The following is a 14,071-nucleotide window of genomic DNA, read 5'->3' on the forward strand; positions in this document are numbered from 1 at the left end:
TTATGAGAAAACTATATGCTATCGTATGTTTAGCTCTTTTGTCAAATGCATACAAAGCACAAGAATCACTACCATACTATCAGCAATATCTTTTGGATGGTGAGTTCCTGTTCAACCCAGCTCAATACGGAAAAACAGATTACGTACAGCTCAACGCCAATTATCAACAACAATTTTCAAAATTCAGTAATTCTCCGAATGTTCAGTCAATCGGGATTAATGCGAATATCTTTGATAGAGTAGGTGCTGGTATTTCCGTGTTCAGAGACAGTAACGGACCGATCTCTGCGGGTGGTATCACGGCTGGTGCTTCATATTTTATTCCGCTAAGTAGTGAAGGAGACAGAAAAGACCAGTTCTCTTTCGGTACAAGTGTTAACTTCTATAACATGAATTTTGATTATTCAAAAATCAATACTGAAGAAGGTGGTGACCCATTATTGAGAGGTGAAGAAAGTAATATCTTTATGGTGTATGCAAACTTCGGTTTGGCAGCTACCTACAGAGGTTTATTCGGGGGTGTTTCCGTAAATGATATCGCATTAAGTAATGATGCTTCTATCGTAAACAACTACGAGCCTTCTCCAATTAAATTCTTCTTAAACTTAGGATACAACTGGAACATTGCTGATAATATTACATTGGCACCTTCAGCATTAATCAATCTTAATACAAATTCAACGAGAATGATAGACTGGAACCTAATGGCTACATTCTCTAATGATATTAACGCATTCTCTTTCGGGGTAAGCTACAGAACGGTTCAGAACAGATTTGATAATCAGAACCTGAGTATCTCTCCAATTGTAAAAGTAAGATTCAACAAATTCATGATTGGAGCTACTTATAACCTTGGATTATCTGATATCCAGAGCTATGGTGGAAACAGCTTCATGATTGGTCTGGGGTATAACTTCGACAACTTTATTAATGCTAGAGGATTTAGATATTAATTAATTTAATTTAAATAAATTTGAGCTCTGAAATTTTTCAGAGCTTTTTTTATGATTTATATTCACATTCCGTTCTGTAAACAAAAATGCAGTTATTGTAACTTTCATTTTTCAACATCCCTGAATTTCAAGGATGAAATGCTTCGCGCCATGAAAACTGAAATACTATTGAGAAAAGATGAGTTACAGAATAAAAATCTCAAATCTCTGTATTTTGGAGGCGGAACTCCTTCTATTCTTTCGGTAGATGAGATCAGTTCTTTAATAGATGAAATTTTGCAGCATTTCAGTTTTGAAAATGATATTGAAGTCACTTTGGAAGCCAATCCTGATGATCTGGACAAAAATTTCCTGAAACAGCTGGCAGGAACACCAGTGAACAGACTGTCCATTGGTACTCAAAGTTTTTTTGAAGAAGATCTGAAGTTGATGAACAGAGCTCACAGTGCCTCCGAGGCCGAAAGTTCCATCAAACGAGCACAGGACTTCGGTTTTGAAAATCTAAGTATTGATCTGATCTATGGTTCACCCACTTCCAATCTTGAGATCTGGAAAGAAAATCTGAATAAAACCATCGCTCTGGAAGTTCCACATATTTCATCTTATGCATTGACAGTAGAACCCAAAACGGCTTTGGAAAACTGGATCTCAAAAGGAAAAGTAAAAAGTCCTAAAGAAGAAGAACAAAACAAAGAATTCTATTATTTATCTGACTTTTTAAAAGATAACGGTTTTGAGCATTATGAAGTTTCCAATTTTGCTAAATCTGGCTTTTACTCCCGCCACAATTCTGCCTATTGGAAGTATCAGGAATATCTTGGGATAGGGCCATCAGCACATTCGTATAACGGATTCGATGTCCGAAGCTGGAATATAGCTAATAATCAGCAATACATTAAAAAACTAAATGGTAAATTGCTGGCCAAAGAGGAAGAAATCCTTTCCAAGGAAGATCAGTTTAATGAAATGATTATGATCGGCTTGCGTACCATCTGGGGAGTAGATCTGCAGAGTTTGCAAAACAAATTTTCAGAGAGAATGCTGGAACATTTTCGGGTAGAAATAAAACCGAAAATAGAAGAAGGTATTTTAATTATTGAAAATGATCATTTAAAAATTCCTGAAAAGCATTGGTTTATGGCAGACGGAATTGCTTCGGATTTATTTATTGTATAGCATTTTGATGTATATGATATACCATAAATTCACTATTTTTGTATAAAATTTCAGCTCATTTGAAAACTAAAAAACAAGATTATTCACATCTTTCACCAGCCCAGCCTATCGGAATTTTTGATAGTGGAGTAGGAGGTCTTACCGTTGCCAAAGAAATTAAAAGACTTCTGCCTCATGAAGACCTTATTTACTTTGGAGATACAAAGCACCTTCCTTACGGAGAAAAATCCAAGGAAGCGATTATTGAATATTCTACAAAGATCACCAATTTTCTGCTGGAGCAGAATTGTAAAGCTATTGTAATTGCCTGTAATACGGCAACAGCTAATGCTTTGAATGAAGTGATGCAGTCTGTTGCGGGAAAAGTACCTGTCATAGACGTTATTAATCCTGTTGCTGAAAAAGTATCTTATGAAATTCACAATAATGTAGGCGTTATTGCTACCAAAGCAACTGTGAATTCCGGGTTGTATAAAAAGAGCATCAGAAAGCACAATAAGTGGATCAAAGTGGATGAACTGGCAACACCATTACTGGTTCCTGCCATTGAAGAAGGATTTAAAAACCATCCGATTACCCATGCTATTATTTATAATTATTTAAGTAACAGTAAATTAAAAAATATTGAAACTTTGATTCTGGGCTGTACCCATTATCCTCTTTTAATAGATGAAATCAAGCAGTATTATGGAAACAGAGTCCGTGTAATAGACTCTCCGAATATTGTGGCCAATCATTTAAAAATCATTCTGGATAAGTACAACCTTTTAAATGATAACAATCACCAGCCGAATTATCATTTCTACCTTTCAGATCTTACCAAGAATTTTGAAAAGATCTCCAAGAAGTTCTTCGGAAAAACAATTGATTTAGAATTGAAAGTATTATAAATAAAGAGTCTGCCTCATATTGAAGCAGACTTTTTTATTAGTGTCCTTTGTGAAAGAGATTGTGAAATTTTTGTTTATGTTACGCCTCCACAATTACTTTTTCAGCATTCAGCCTTTTCTTCGGATTGAATTTCGGCTGATTAGCATCCGTTTCATCTCTTTGCCCGATAGCTACGGCAAATAGGGTTTCATAGTTTTCATTATTCAGAACAGCATCATAGCCTTCCGGTTCAATTCCTTCCATTGGAGTGGAATCTATTCCCATCGCTGCACAGGCAGACAAAAGTACGCCTAGAGATAAATATACCTGATGCCCGAGCCATGATTTTATAGCATCTTCTCCCTTTGGTTTTACCATAGTACGGTAATAATTAACAGAGCCTTCCGGTAGATTTTCTTCAATTTGTTTTTCAAAGTTTTCAATGTTTTTGATCACCTGAAAAACAATAATATGACTACTATCCAGTACTTTTTCTTTATTAAAATAAGATTTTTCACCCAATTGCTTTTTTATTTCAGTATCATTTACGAAAATAAAATTCCATGGCTGGCTGTTAATAGATGACGGGCTTAAATTTAAAATCTCCTGAAGCGCTGCAATTTGTTCTTCACTGATTTTTCCCTGTGGATTATACTTTTTTACAGTATATCTGTTTTTCATTTTGTCTAAAAAGTTCATAATTTTATACTATCATTTTTATAGTTACAAAAGTAATTTAAGTTTATTAACTTTGCAATAACGGTAAAAAATGATAGTATAAAATGTATACAATAGATAATAAATCCTATCCCTGCTGTACCAGCGTTACGATGAAATTTATCGGAGGGAAATGGAAAGCAGTAATTTTACACCACCTCATTGGAGGAGCTAAGCGTTATAATGAAATAAGAAAATCCATTCCTACCATCACGGAAAGAACATTGAGTTTACAGCTAAAGCAATTGGAGGAAGACGGAATTGTTGACAGAAAAGTTTTTACAGAAAAACCTCCTTTAGTGGTAGAATATGAATTAACGGACTTTGGAAAGACGCTTTTACCTGTTTTAGAAGCTATAACAAAATGGGGTGAAGAATCTCCAGTCATATCAAAAAAAATAATCAGGAATTAAAGTTCCTGATTATCTTCTTTATTGGGTTCAAAAAAACTGAAACTTACGTTTCCGTATTTTCTGGTATCTATTAAATTGGGATGGTCGAGCTTCATACGGCTTTGGTGCTCTACAATCAGAACGCCGTTTTCCTTCAGGTATTTATTGTTTAAAACCAGAGAAATCAGCTCATAATATTTTTTCTCTTCCATTTCAAAGGGAGCATCAGAGAAAACAATTTCAAAAGATTTATTATTTCTGAATTTTTTAAGCCAGTCAAAGACATCCCCTCTCTGTACATTGATCTGAAGTGCCATATCTAGCTCAGAAGCAGTGGAGTTGATAAATGCGGTGTGTTTTGGATTCAGCTCTACCGAAGTAACATTCTGACAGCCTCGTGAAGCAAATTCAAAGGTAATAGAACCAATTCCTGCAAAAAGATCAAGCACAGAAATCGACTGCATATCGTATTTGTTTTCCAGAATGCTGAATAAAGCCTCTTTCGCAAAATCGGTGGTAGGTCTTACTTCAAAGTTTTTTGGAGCGGCAATTTTCTTGGCTTTCCATTTGCCTGATATTATTCTGAACATATTTTTTTTAGGGTTTAGGTAATAGATTATAGGTGGCTGGTAATTATGTCCGGGAACTGATCCCTAATACCTGCGGCCTGTAACCTAGTTGAGTATAAAATTCTTATTGGGAATATTGTCAAAGACAATTTTCAGATTTTTAACAAATTTCTGAAGTTCGGAAATAAACGTTTCATTTTCCGTAGTTTCTCCGTAAGCATAAAAGCTGGTTTCATTGATTCCGAAACCTATTTTGCTTAATGTAAACATAATAAAGTAAAGGAAATCAACTTCGGAGTTGACATCCAGGTTATTATAAAGAATGATTTTCTTATTATCAATTGCAAAAAACTCACATTGGTTGTGATATAGATTGATGTGAATTTCCTTATTGGTTTTATTATTGATCGCACTTAGAAACTTTTCTCCGGAGAAATTAAAATGAACTGGTACTGCAAGCTCTTTTATTTTCTTATAATAGTTTTTTGGGAAAGTATAATAAAACTGAATATTGAATTTTTTATTGATAGAAAGCATCAGCTCTTCCTTTTCTCTGTCAGTTGGAGCGTTGAAAGCGATCAGATCAAAACCTGCATCATGCTCAGAAAAACCTTCCGGCATCAGGGTAAAGTGGTTAAATGCTGAAATCACATGGATTTCGTCATAGCGCTGCTTTAAAAGAACTTCATCCAGCTTTTGATCAATAAGATTGGCTGGTGTCTCTTCAGTAACGAAATAAGACTTTTCCTCCAGAATGTTTTTGTTTTTAACAATCTGGCAGATCAATCCGTCTTTGGTAAAAAGTAAATTAAGTACGTTCATATTTCAATTCCTGCAAATTTAGTGAAATTCTACCATTACCGCACCCGATTGATGGTGAAGTATTTCCTTATTATAAAAATCAATATTAACCTGGCTTTCCAGCACATCCCGAACCATCCTCTGTAAAGTCCCATCACCAATGCCATGAACAATTTCCAGTCTCTTCAGGTTGTTCTTCCTGCAAAACTCAATCACTTCAATCAGTTTTTCCTTCTGTATAAACAATCTTTCAAAGCTGTCATAGTCATTGGGATTCTTTACCAAATTATGAAAATGCAGATCTAAAACCAAATGATTTTTCTGGTGTTTCTTAGAAATAATTTTTTTAGGCTCCGCTTTTCTGACGATTCTGATATTTTCATAGAGATCCGAATCTTTAGGAACCAGTTTTTCTTTAGGATATTGATGGGTAAAGCCATATTCATCTTTAAAAACGACAATATTTCCCTTCACGGATGTAATTACTCCGCTTAAATCTTCATCTACTACCGAAACCTTATCGCCGATCTTCATAATTTCTAAGACTTGTCTAATCCAATATTTCTGCAAAGGTAAAAACTAAAACGGATAGAAGACAAACTCCTTTACCCTCAAACACTCATACTCCCTAGCACTCTCACTCATCATACTCTCGGTCCCAGTTCAATCACTTCCAGATCTTTGATTTCCTCACCGTCCACCACAAAGCGCATCATCGTTCTCACTTTATGCCAGCCCTGTTTTCCGCAGGCGCCGGGATTCAGATGAAGCAGACTTTTTTTCTCGTCATACATGGCTTTCAAAATATGAGAGTGCCCTGAAATAAATAATTTCGGAGCCTTTTCTGCAATTTCTTTTTTAGTAAGTGGAGTATATTTTCCCGGATATCCTCCAATGTGAATCATCAGAACTTCCAGTTTTTCACAAAAAAATCGGTTCACCTCCGGAAATTCAGCCTGAATTTTGGCATTATCAATGTTTCCGTAAACGCCCTTGAGAGGTTTTACTTTTTCAAGCTGTTCAATAACATCCAGGCTTCCGAAATCTCCGCAATGCCATACTTCATCGGCCTGAGAAGCATATTCCAGAATTCTGTCATCAATATAAGAATGAGAGTCGGAAAGGAGAAGAACTTTTGTCATGTACTGCCATTTTTAAGAGTGCAAATATAAAGAAGCTTTTATCAATTCATAAGAGATCCTACTCAGTAATATTTTTTGTTTTTCTGATTGAATCCAGTTTCTTTTCAATATCCGCACTGAAAACCTTTTTTAATTTCAGCTGATTTTCCGTAAGCTTTGAAATAACAAAAGTGCCGGTCATATTGGTATTGGAAGGAAAAATTAGAGTAACTGTAGAGTCTGAAGCTTTTTTCCAGCTCCCGATATAGCGGTCTGGTTTTTCATTTTTCTTAGTAACAGGTTCTTCCAGGGTATCATATCTTAAGGTAGATTTAATCAGATTTCCGGTGATTTTTCCGTTTTTCTGAAATCTGATTCCTTCTCTCCTTGCCTCAAAGCCATCCTGTTTTTCATAGGTATAAATATAAGTATCCATTTTATTGAGATTCCAGGTTTGTAAAAGCAGAGGATTGGCAGTTCTGTCCTGGGCTTTGGTACCACTGATAGCGAAAAGAGAAAATATACAGATACAAATAGACTTGTTCATAAATACAATTGATTTATAGTAAAGTTTTAGCACTGCTAAAATTAGCATCGCTTAATATTTAGTAAATTTGGGAAAATTAAAATAAACAATGAAACAGAAACTTTCTTTTTTCATTTTTCTTTTGACCGTAGGATTGGCCAATGCGCAGGTTGAAGAAAAAAAGCTGGATGAACTGATCCAAAATACCCTGAAAACCTTTGATGTACCAGGAATGTCAGTGGGAATTGTAAAAGATGGTAAAGTAACCTATTCTAAAGGCTTTGGAGTACGTTCTCTTACTACGAAGCAGCCTATGGATGATAATACACTAGTGGGAATTGCTTCCAACTCAAAAGGTTTTACTTGTGTGGCATTAGCCATCTTAGCAGATGAGGGAAAACTGAACTGGGATGATAAAGTTTCAAAATATATTCCTGAGTTTCAAATGTACGATCCTTACGTTTCTCAAAATGTTACCATTAAAGATCTTATTACGCACAGAGCAGGATTAGGACTTGGGCAGGGTGATCTTATGTTTTTTCCTGAAGGAGGCAGTATGACTGTGAACGATATTGTTCGTAACGTAAGATATTTAAAGCCAGAAAATCCTTTCAGAACAAAACTGGATTATAACAATATTATGTTTATTGTGGCCGGAGAAGTGATTCACAGAATTTCCGGATTAAGCTGGGCAGAATTTATTGAGCAAAGAATCATGAAGCCGGTAGGAATGACTTCAAGTTTCGGAAGCTACAACAGAGCAAAAGCTACAGCTAATAAAATTGATGCACATGCTCCTGTGGATGGAAAAGCGATTGCTGTTCCTCACGATTGGAATGAAACAGCCAATGCCGCTGGTGGAATTATGAGTAATATTAAGGATATGACAACCTGGGCAGAATGTCTCCTGAATAACTTCACAACAAAAGACGGAAAAAAACTGGTGTCTGATAAGAATGCCCAACAGCTGTGGAGCTTACAGATCCCTGACAGAGTAGCCGCAAAAAATCCTTATGATACAAGTTTCTACGGATACGGTTTAGGGTGGTTCCTGAGTGATGTTAAAGGACATAAACAGGTACAGCATACCGGAGGATTGATCGGGACGGTTACACAGTTTACGTTAATTCCGGATATGAAACTGGGAATTGTTGTATTGACGAACCAACAATCTGGAGCAGCTTTCAATACCATTACCAATACGGTGAAGGATTCTTATCTTGGCGTTGCAGACAGAAACTGGCTAAAAACCTATGGGGACAGAATGTCTAAAATGGAAGCTGAATTCAATAAACAGAAGAAAGACGCTTTTGCAAAATCAGAAGCATTTAAAAAAGAAAAATCACTTCAGCCAAAAGCAGAACAGTTCACAGGAACTTACAATGATGTTTGGTTTGGTGATGTAGAAATTGCTCAGCAGGGAAATACTTATAGAATTTCATGTAAAAACTCTCCAAGATTAAAAGGCGAATTACTTCCATACTCTAATAATTCTTTTATTATCAAATGGGACGACAGAAGCTATGATGCGGATGCTTATATTATTTTCAGCTACGACGAAAACGGAAAGGCAGAATCTGCAAAATTGAAGGCGATTTCTGATGTAACGGATTTCAGTTTTGATTTTGATGATCTGGATTTGAAGAAGAAATAAAAGCGGAATCACGTAAGATATTTCATAGAGAACGGGCTTGGGTCCGTTCTTTTTTGTTAACCACCCCGTCAAAAAATAAATTTTTTGCCACCCCTCCGATGGAGGGGAATATGCAGTTGGTAAAGGAATGTTGGTTTATTGTACAAGATTCAGGTCTTGCTGTGACAGGGAAAGTTCTGTGTTAAGATGTTGCTTTTCAAAGAAATTTTTCAATTCAAGAAGTCTTTTCTCAGGATCATAATGGATACTTGAATTCAGTTTTCTCTGACAGAGTGAACATGCTCTTGCGAGGTGATAATCTGTTTCAGTAAGCGTATTGGTTCCATTCATCACACAGTTGGCATTCAGACAATGGCTTATTCCAAACATATGCCCGATCTCATGAGAACTGATCTTTATTAATCTCAGAAAACTCTCATTAAAGTTGGAATCACTTAAATGACCGTTTGCAAATCTATACATTGACGTGACCCCTACACCTTCTTCATAAGAAGCCAGCCCGAAAACATAGTTCCATTCCGGCAGTGGAAAAAGATCTTTCTCTGTAATTCCCATCAGTACTACAGCATCTTTAGGCTTTCTTTTGATCAGAATGCTGTCCAGGACATAACTTGCCAGAATTTGTTCCTGTCCTTCCTTTGAAATTCTTTTGATCTTTTCAGGAAATATGGTGTTGGATAAGGGGGGAAGAATCTTTGTTTCCAGCTGGAAATATATTTTTAAATATTCACTGGTAAGGGCTATTTCTCTTTTCTGAAGTTCATCAAATTTTCCGATTGGCTGCAGATAGATGGTATTCTGTCCAGACTCTGGTTTTATCTTTTTTGATTTCTGAAAATCTTCATAGGTCTGGAAATGTTCATCATGATTAGAGCGCCAGCTTCCGGGCTTGGGGGAAGAAAGCTTTATATCATTCAGTGCAATAGATTCATAGTAGGTTTTCTTCTGTTTCTGACATGAGAAAAGAAGGATTAATAAGGATACATAAAAAAGTACAGAAGTAAAGTTATATTTTCCCCGGCTCATAAAAGAATAACAGTTTCTTTTTAGCACCGTCGAATTCTGACCAGGATTCACAGTCTACTTCAAAACCTGCAACTCCGCAAGTCGGAAAATGGAAAATATCCTCAGAAATAGAGTTGGCAAAATTGGAAATTCCATTATTGTGAGAAAAGAATGCAACAGAATTAAGATTGTCATCCAGATCATAAATTACAGATTCAAAGCTTCTTTCCGATGGATTATAAAGTTTTTCATCAGTAGCACAGTTCAGCTGATAGGCCTGATTGAAAATTTTACAGGTATTCAGTGCACGCACCGCGGGGCTGGACACAAAATGATCAATGGAAATATTATTACTTTTCAGGAACCTGGACATGTGCATAGCATCCTCCAAACCTTTGTCTGCCAATGGTCTGTCAAAGTCCTCCGTTTCCTCCGGCCAGTCGCTTTTTGCATGTCTAACGAGGATGAGTTTCTTCATATAATTGTTTTTTGGAAGATTAAAATTATAAAAAAAATAATGGAATAAAACATGATTTATATAAAAAAACTGCGTTATGAATAAAATCAGTAAATTTTACTAAATTTGCAAACTTATGGGACAAATCCTTGCAATAGACTACGGAAAGGCTCGTTGTGGTATCGCTGCAACCGATGATATGCAGATTATAGCCAGTGGACTGGAGACTGTAGAGAACCGTCTTTTAATGGAATTTTTGAAAAAATATTTCAGTGAAAATAAGGTGGATGAAGTAGTGATTGGGCTTCCCATAGATTTGAGAGGAAATATTTCAGAAGTGGAAACCGATATTTTAAAATTCATAGAAGAATTTAAAAAAGAATTTTCGGATATTGCAGTTCACCGTTTTGATGAAAGATTTACTTCCAAAATGGCTTCGTTTTTTATTTCCCAAAGTGGAAAAAACAAGAAAAAGAGGCAGGAAAAAGGACTAATAGATAAAGTAAGTGCAACAATTATATTGCAGAATTTTTTAGAACAAAGATTAAGATGATATTACCGATAAGAGCTTTTGGGGATCCTGTTTTGAGAAAAGTAGGGAAAGATATAGACAAAGACTATCCCGAATTACAGGAACTGATAGATAACATGTTCGAAACCATGTACAGCGCAAATGGCATAGGTCTTGCAGCGCCACAGATTGGTTTGGACATCCGTCTGTTCGTAATAGATGTAACGCCTCTTGCAGAAGATGAGGATTATGAAGATATTAAAGATGAGCTGGCAGAGTTTAAAAAAGTATTCATCAACGCTCAGATTCTCGAAGAATCCGGGGAAGAATGGAAGTTCAATGAGGGCTGTCTTTCTATTCCTGATGTAAGAGAAGATGTAAAAAGAAAAGGAACAATCGTTATTGAATATTATGACGAAAATTTTGTGAAACATACAGAAACTTTTTCCGATATTAGAGCCCGCGTAATTCAGCATGAATATGACCATATTGAAGGAGTTCTTTTTACCGATCACCTTAGTGCTCTGAAGAAGAAACTGGTAAAAGGTAAGCTGACTAAAATATCTCAGGGTGATGTGAACATCGGTTACAAAATGAGATTTCCAAAGTAATTTAAAATAAGGATTAAAAATAATAAAAAGCAAAAAGCTAGTGCTGATTGCAGAATTTACAAAAAATAAAATTATGCTGTTAGAAAAAATAATTTCAATTTCTGGAAAACCAGGACTTTTCAAATTAGTTTCTCAATTAAGAAACGGATTCATCATTGAAGATGTTACCAACAAGAAAAAAGTAAGCATTGGAAACTCAAGCCAGGTAAGTTTATTGGACAATATTGCGATGTTTACATTCGAGAAAGAAGTTCCTTTGTTTGAAGTATTTGAAAATATTGCTAAAAACAACGATTATAAAGAAACGATTTCTCACAAATCGTCTGATGCAGATTTAAAAGAATTCATGTTAACATCTCTTCCTAATTATGATACAGAAAGAGTATATGCTTCTGATATCAAGAAATTAGCTCAGTGGTACAACATCCTTCAAAAAGCAGGATATATTACTCCTGAAAGCTTTGTGAAAGCTGAGCCTGAAACTTTAGAAGGAGAGCCTGCAACAGAAGAAGTAAGCATTGAAAAAGAAGCTAAAAAAGCGGCTCCAAAAGCAGAAAAGCCAGCTGCTCCAAAAGTAAAAGCTACTTCAGCTGCAAAATCAGCTCCTAAGAGTACGCACAGAAAACAAGGATAATTCAGTTCTGAATTAAAAATATAAAGCCTTGTCTGGAATGTCCGGACAAGGCTTTTTGTTTTTTGAGACAAAAGATAATTGCACGCTAATATTCCAAACCTAACAGGTTTCGAAAACCTGTTAGGTTTAGACCTCTCATCTGTCCTGAATTCTGCACTTCGCAACTTTTACTTCCAACGTTTGTAATGATGCCTGAATAACCCTTACATTTGTATAAGATTGAATTTCCCCTTATTTATGAATACGAAACAAGAGAAACTGGAAGCCTTCGGAAGATTATTGGATATTATGGATGATTTGCGTGAAAAATGTCCATGGGATCAGAAGCAGACGTTGGAATCCCTTCGTCATCTTACCCTTGAGGAAACCTATGAACTTTCAGATGCTATTTTGCAGAATGATTTACAGGAAATAAAAAAAGAACTGGGCGACGTCCTGCTTCATCTTGTTTTTTATGCTAAAATAGGTTCCGAAAAAGAAAGCTTTGACATTGCTGATGTTATCAATTCCTTGAATGAAAAATTAATTTTCCGCCATCCTCACATCTATGGAGATGTAGAAGTGAAAGATGAAGAAGAAGTGAAGCAGAACTGGGAAAAATTAAAACTAAAAGAAGGAAACAAATCTATTTTGGGAGGAGTTCCTAAAAGCCTGCCGAGTCTGGTAAAAGCCTACCGAATTCAGGATAAAGTGAAGGGAATAGGTTTTGAGTTTCATGATGCAGAAGATGCATGGAAAAAGGTAGATGAAGAGATTCAGGAGTTCCATGCTGAGACTGATCTGGATAAAAAAGAACAGGAGTTGGGTGATGTTTTTTTCTCTTTGATTAACTATGCAAGAATTTCAGGTATTAACCCGGATTCTGCGTTGGAAAGAACCAATCTTAAGTTTATTTCAAGATTTCAAAAGATGGAAGGACTTGCCGAGGAACAGGAGTTGAAACTGGCAGATATGTCTCTGGAAGAAATGGATGTTCTTTGGGAAAAGGCAAAAAAGCTTTCATAATTTCTGATTGGAACAATTAATGCTTCTTACATTCAATTAAAAAAAAATAAAAGATAAATATGTTACGTTTTCTTATTTTACCCGCTTTGCTTTTATTGAGCTGTAATCCAAAAGCTCAGAATTCCCCAACTCAAGAAGATGAATTAAAAGTTCAGTTTTCCTTACCTAAAAAATTGAAGGAAGTTTCCGGAATTGCTTTGTCACAGGATAAGAAAACAATCTGGGCGATTGAGGACAGGGGAAATAAAAATGCGATATACGGGCTGAGTGATAAAGGTGACATGCTGGCAAAAATACCGGTAGAAAACGCTGAAAATACAGACTGGGAAGATATTATATCTGATCCTCAGGGAAATATTTATATTGGAGATTTTGGGAATAATGATAATAACAGGCAGGATCTGGCGATCTTAAAAACAGATCTGAAAGACAGCAAACAAATTGTTACCAAAGTTGTACAGACTACAAAATTCCATTATCAGGGGCAGACGGAGTTTCCACCTAAAAAATCAAACCTGTTGTACGATTGTGAGGCTTTTGTAGAAATGGACGGAAATTTTTATTTATTCACTAAAAACAGAAGCAAAGGTTTTGACGGAACTTTCCTTGTATTCCAGGTACCTAATAAAGAAGGTGATTTTGAAGCTAAATTAATAGGAACACTGAAACTTCAGGGTGGGTATAATGATGCTGCCATTACTTCAGCCACCATCAACAGTACGAAGGATAAGATTGTACTGCTGACTCATAAAAATGTTCACGTTCTTACCGGATTTACCGCTAATGACTTTAATTCTGCTAAAATTCAGAAAATTCCACTGAATCATAATTCACAAAAAGAAGCTATTGTTTTTCTTGATGATAAAACAGTAATGATTGCCGATGAGAAAGGAAAAAATGAAGGTGGAAATATGTATACTTTTTCTTTAAAGTAAACCTTAAAATAAAAAGAAGAGGTATCACAACTAAATGACGTATAGTAAAAATCATCTATGAGTGTACAATAAAACTTTATAAAAAGGCCGTTTTCACAATTTGTGAAACGGCCTCTTTTGAATATATGAATGTT

18 protein-coding genes are annotated in these 14,071 nt (G+C 35.7%); 10 read left to right on the forward strand and 8 right to left on the reverse strand.

Annotated elements, in window-relative coordinates; genetic code table 11:
• The first annotated feature begins 2 nt into the window (after nt 1–2).
• Genes FB551_RS18810 through murI form a run of 3 tightly spaced genes read left to right on the forward strand, consistent with a single transcriptional unit; the run spans nt 3 to nt 3,019 of the window.
• Nucleotides 3–953 carry a PorP/SprF family type IX secretion system membrane protein gene (locus FB551_RS18810; protein ID WP_047428474.1) on the forward strand — a complete coding sequence of 317 codons (951 nt, stop codon included), beginning with the start codon at nt 3–5 and terminating at the stop codon, nt 951–953.
• A 51-nt stretch (nt 954–1,004) separates the two neighbouring features.
• Nucleotides 1,005–2,129 carry a radical SAM family heme chaperone HemW gene (gene hemW, locus FB551_RS18815; RefSeq protein WP_142018556.1) on the forward strand — a complete coding sequence of 375 codons (1,125 nt, stop codon included), beginning with the start codon at nt 1,005–1,007 and terminating at the stop codon, nt 2,127–2,129.
• Between the two features lie 59 nt (nt 2,130–2,188).
• The gene (murI, locus tag FB551_RS18820) at nt 2,189–3,019 is read left to right on the forward strand and encodes a glutamate racemase (RefSeq protein WP_142018557.1); all 831 of its coding nucleotides are present in this window, start codon (nt 2,189–2,191) and stop codon (nt 3,017–3,019) included.
• A gap of 79 nt (nt 3,020–3,098) precedes the next feature.
• On the opposite strand, the gene FB551_RS18825 is transcribed toward murI, so the two are convergent.
• Entirely contained in the window at nt 3,099–3,698 is a 600-nt protein-coding gene (locus tag FB551_RS18825) for a nitroreductase family protein (protein WP_142018558.1), read from the reverse strand.
• Between the two features lie 83 nt (nt 3,699–3,781).
• Here FB551_RS18825 and FB551_RS18830 point away from each other — a divergent pair, with 83 nt between their 5' ends.
• Nucleotides 3,782–4,129, forward strand: coding sequence for a winged helix-turn-helix transcriptional regulator (locus FB551_RS18830; RefSeq protein ID WP_034693356.1), 348 nt, complete (start codon nt 3,782–3,784; stop codon nt 4,127–4,129).
• On the opposite strand, the gene FB551_RS18835 is transcribed toward FB551_RS18830, so the two are convergent.
• From FB551_RS18835 to FB551_RS18855, 5 genes are all read right to left on the reverse strand, one after another.
• Entirely contained in the window at nt 4,126–4,698 is a 573-nt protein-coding gene (locus tag FB551_RS18835) for an RsmD family RNA methyltransferase (protein ID WP_047428461.1), read from the reverse strand. The two genes, FB551_RS18830 and FB551_RS18835, sit on opposite strands and share 4 nt — an antisense overlap.
• A gap of 84 nt (nt 4,699–4,782) precedes the next feature.
• On the reverse strand, nt 4,783–5,499 hold the full coding sequence (locus FB551_RS18840; RefSeq protein WP_142018559.1) for a DUF3822 family protein: 717 nt from the start codon (nt 5,497–5,499) through the stop codon (nt 4,783–4,785).
• Nucleotides 5,500–5,517: 18 nt separating this feature from the next.
• Nucleotides 5,518–6,012, reverse strand: coding sequence for a Smr/MutS family protein (locus FB551_RS18845; protein ID WP_142018560.1), 495 nt, complete (start codon nt 6,010–6,012; stop codon nt 5,518–5,520).
• A 110-nt stretch (nt 6,013–6,122) separates the two neighbouring features.
• Nucleotides 6,123–6,620: a metallophosphoesterase family protein gene (locus tag FB551_RS18850; protein ID WP_142018561.1), complete on the reverse strand. Its 498-nt coding sequence runs from the start codon at nt 6,618–6,620 to the stop codon at nt 6,123–6,125.
• A 58-nt stretch (nt 6,621–6,678) separates the two neighbouring features.
• A complete protein-coding gene (locus tag FB551_RS18855; protein ID WP_142018562.1) occupies nt 6,679–7,146 on the reverse strand; it encodes a hypothetical protein in 468 nt (155 codons plus the stop codon).
• 88 nt (nt 7,147–7,234) lie between these two features.
• Here FB551_RS18855 and FB551_RS18860 point away from each other — a divergent pair, with 88 nt between their 5' ends.
• The gene (locus tag FB551_RS18860) at nt 7,235–8,779 is read left to right on the forward strand and encodes a serine hydrolase (RefSeq protein WP_142018563.1); all 1,545 of its coding nucleotides are present in this window, start codon (nt 7,235–7,237) and stop codon (nt 8,777–8,779) included.
• 135 nt (nt 8,780–8,914) lie between these two features.
• Here FB551_RS18860 and FB551_RS18865 read toward each other — a convergent pair whose 3' ends face one another.
• Nucleotides 8,915–9,805, reverse strand: coding sequence for an archaemetzincin (locus FB551_RS18865; RefSeq protein ID WP_142018564.1), 891 nt, complete (start codon nt 9,803–9,805; stop codon nt 8,915–8,917).
• On the reverse strand, nt 9,786–10,262 hold the full coding sequence (locus FB551_RS18870) for a SixA phosphatase family protein (protein WP_047428442.1): 477 nt from the start codon (nt 10,260–10,262) through the stop codon (nt 9,786–9,788). The genes FB551_RS18865 and FB551_RS18870 overlap by 20 nt, the downstream gene beginning before the upstream one ends.
• A 115-nt stretch (nt 10,263–10,377) precedes the next feature.
• Here FB551_RS18870 and ruvX point away from each other — a divergent pair, with 115 nt between their 5' ends.
• The 5 genes from ruvX to FB551_RS18895 all read left to right on the forward strand — a co-directional run bounded on the left by ruvX (nt 10,378) and on the right by FB551_RS18895 (nt 13,937).
• A complete protein-coding gene (ruvX, locus tag FB551_RS18875) occupies nt 10,378–10,794 on the forward strand; it encodes a Holliday junction resolvase RuvX (protein WP_047428440.1) in 417 nt (138 codons plus the stop codon).
• On the forward strand, nt 10,791–11,363 hold the full coding sequence (def, locus tag FB551_RS18880; RefSeq protein ID WP_034693378.1) for a peptide deformylase: 573 nt from the start codon (nt 10,791–10,793) through the stop codon (nt 11,361–11,363). The genes ruvX and def overlap by 4 nt, the downstream gene beginning before the upstream one ends.
• 73 nt (nt 11,364–11,436) lie before the next feature.
• Nucleotides 11,437–11,997 (forward strand): DUF5606 family protein, encoded by a 561-nt coding sequence (locus FB551_RS18885; RefSeq protein ID WP_047428671.1) that lies wholly within the window; start codon nt 11,437–11,439, stop codon nt 11,995–11,997.
• A gap of 237 nt (nt 11,998–12,234) precedes the next feature.
• Entirely contained in the window at nt 12,235–13,002 is a 768-nt protein-coding gene (mazG, locus tag FB551_RS18890; protein ID WP_142018565.1) for a nucleoside triphosphate pyrophosphohydrolase, read from the forward strand.
• A 59-nt stretch (nt 13,003–13,061) separates the two neighbouring features.
• Nucleotides 13,062–13,937, forward strand: a complete 876-nt coding sequence (locus FB551_RS18895) for an SdiA-regulated domain-containing protein (RefSeq protein ID WP_142018566.1) — start codon at nt 13,062–13,064, stop codon at nt 13,935–13,937.
• The last annotated feature ends 134 nt before the right edge of the window (nt 13,938–14,071 follow it).

Source organism: Chryseobacterium aquifrigidense (genome assembly GCF_006716485.1).
GTDB lineage: Bacteria > Bacteroidota > Bacteroidia > Flavobacteriales > Weeksellaceae > Chryseobacterium > Chryseobacterium vietnamense.

What these genes read in the sequence shown, in the direction of transcription:
- FB551_RS18810 (WP_047428474.1), top strand. Translation starts at nt 3, where the DNA reads ATGAGAAAACTATATGCTATCGTATGTTTAGCTCTTTTGTCAAATGCA.
- hemW (WP_142018556.1), top strand. Translation starts at nt 1,005, where the DNA reads ATGATTTATATTCACATTCCGTTCTGTAAACAAAAATGCAGTTATTGT.
- FB551_RS18825 (WP_142018558.1), bottom strand. Translation starts at nt 3,698, where the DNA reads ATGAACTTTTTAGACAAAATGAAAAACAGATATACTGTAAAAAAGTAT.
- FB551_RS18830 (WP_034693356.1), top strand. Translation starts at nt 3,782, where the DNA reads ATGTATACAATAGATAATAAATCCTATCCCTGCTGTACCAGCGTTACG.
- FB551_RS18835 (WP_047428461.1), bottom strand. Translation starts at nt 4,698, where the DNA reads ATGTTCAGAATAATATCAGGCAAATGGAAAGCCAAGAAAATTGCCGCT.
- FB551_RS18840 (WP_142018559.1), bottom strand. Translation starts at nt 5,499, where the DNA reads ATGAACGTACTTAATTTACTTTTTACCAAAGACGGATTGATCTGCCAG.
- FB551_RS18845 (WP_142018560.1), bottom strand. Translation starts at nt 6,012, where the DNA reads ATGAAGATCGGCGATAAGGTTTCGGTAGTAGATGAAGATTTAAGCGGA.
- FB551_RS18850 (WP_142018561.1), bottom strand. Translation starts at nt 6,620, where the DNA reads ATGACAAAAGTTCTTCTCCTTTCCGACTCTCATTCTTATATTGATGAC.
- FB551_RS18855 (WP_142018562.1), bottom strand. Translation starts at nt 7,146, where the DNA reads ATGAACAAGTCTATTTGTATCTGTATATTTTCTCTTTTCGCTATCAGT.
- FB551_RS18860 (WP_142018563.1), top strand. Translation starts at nt 7,235, where the DNA reads ATGAAACAGAAACTTTCTTTTTTCATTTTTCTTTTGACCGTAGGATTG.
- FB551_RS18865 (WP_142018564.1), bottom strand. Translation starts at nt 9,805, where the DNA reads ATGAGCCGGGGAAAATATAACTTTACTTCTGTACTTTTTTATGTATCC.
- FB551_RS18870 (WP_047428442.1), bottom strand. Translation starts at nt 10,262, where the DNA reads ATGAAGAAACTCATCCTCGTTAGACATGCAAAAAGCGACTGGCCGGAG.
- ruvX (WP_047428440.1), top strand. Translation starts at nt 10,378, where the DNA reads ATGGGACAAATCCTTGCAATAGACTACGGAAAGGCTCGTTGTGGTATC.
- def (WP_034693378.1), top strand. Translation starts at nt 10,791, where the DNA reads ATGATATTACCGATAAGAGCTTTTGGGGATCCTGTTTTGAGAAAAGTA.
- FB551_RS18885 (WP_047428671.1), top strand. Translation starts at nt 11,437, where the DNA reads ATGCTGTTAGAAAAAATAATTTCAATTTCTGGAAAACCAGGACTTTTC.
- mazG (WP_142018565.1), top strand. Translation starts at nt 12,235, where the DNA reads ATGAATACGAAACAAGAGAAACTGGAAGCCTTCGGAAGATTATTGGAT.
- FB551_RS18895 (WP_142018566.1), top strand. Translation starts at nt 13,062, where the DNA reads ATGTTACGTTTTCTTATTTTACCCGCTTTGCTTTTATTGAGCTGTAAT.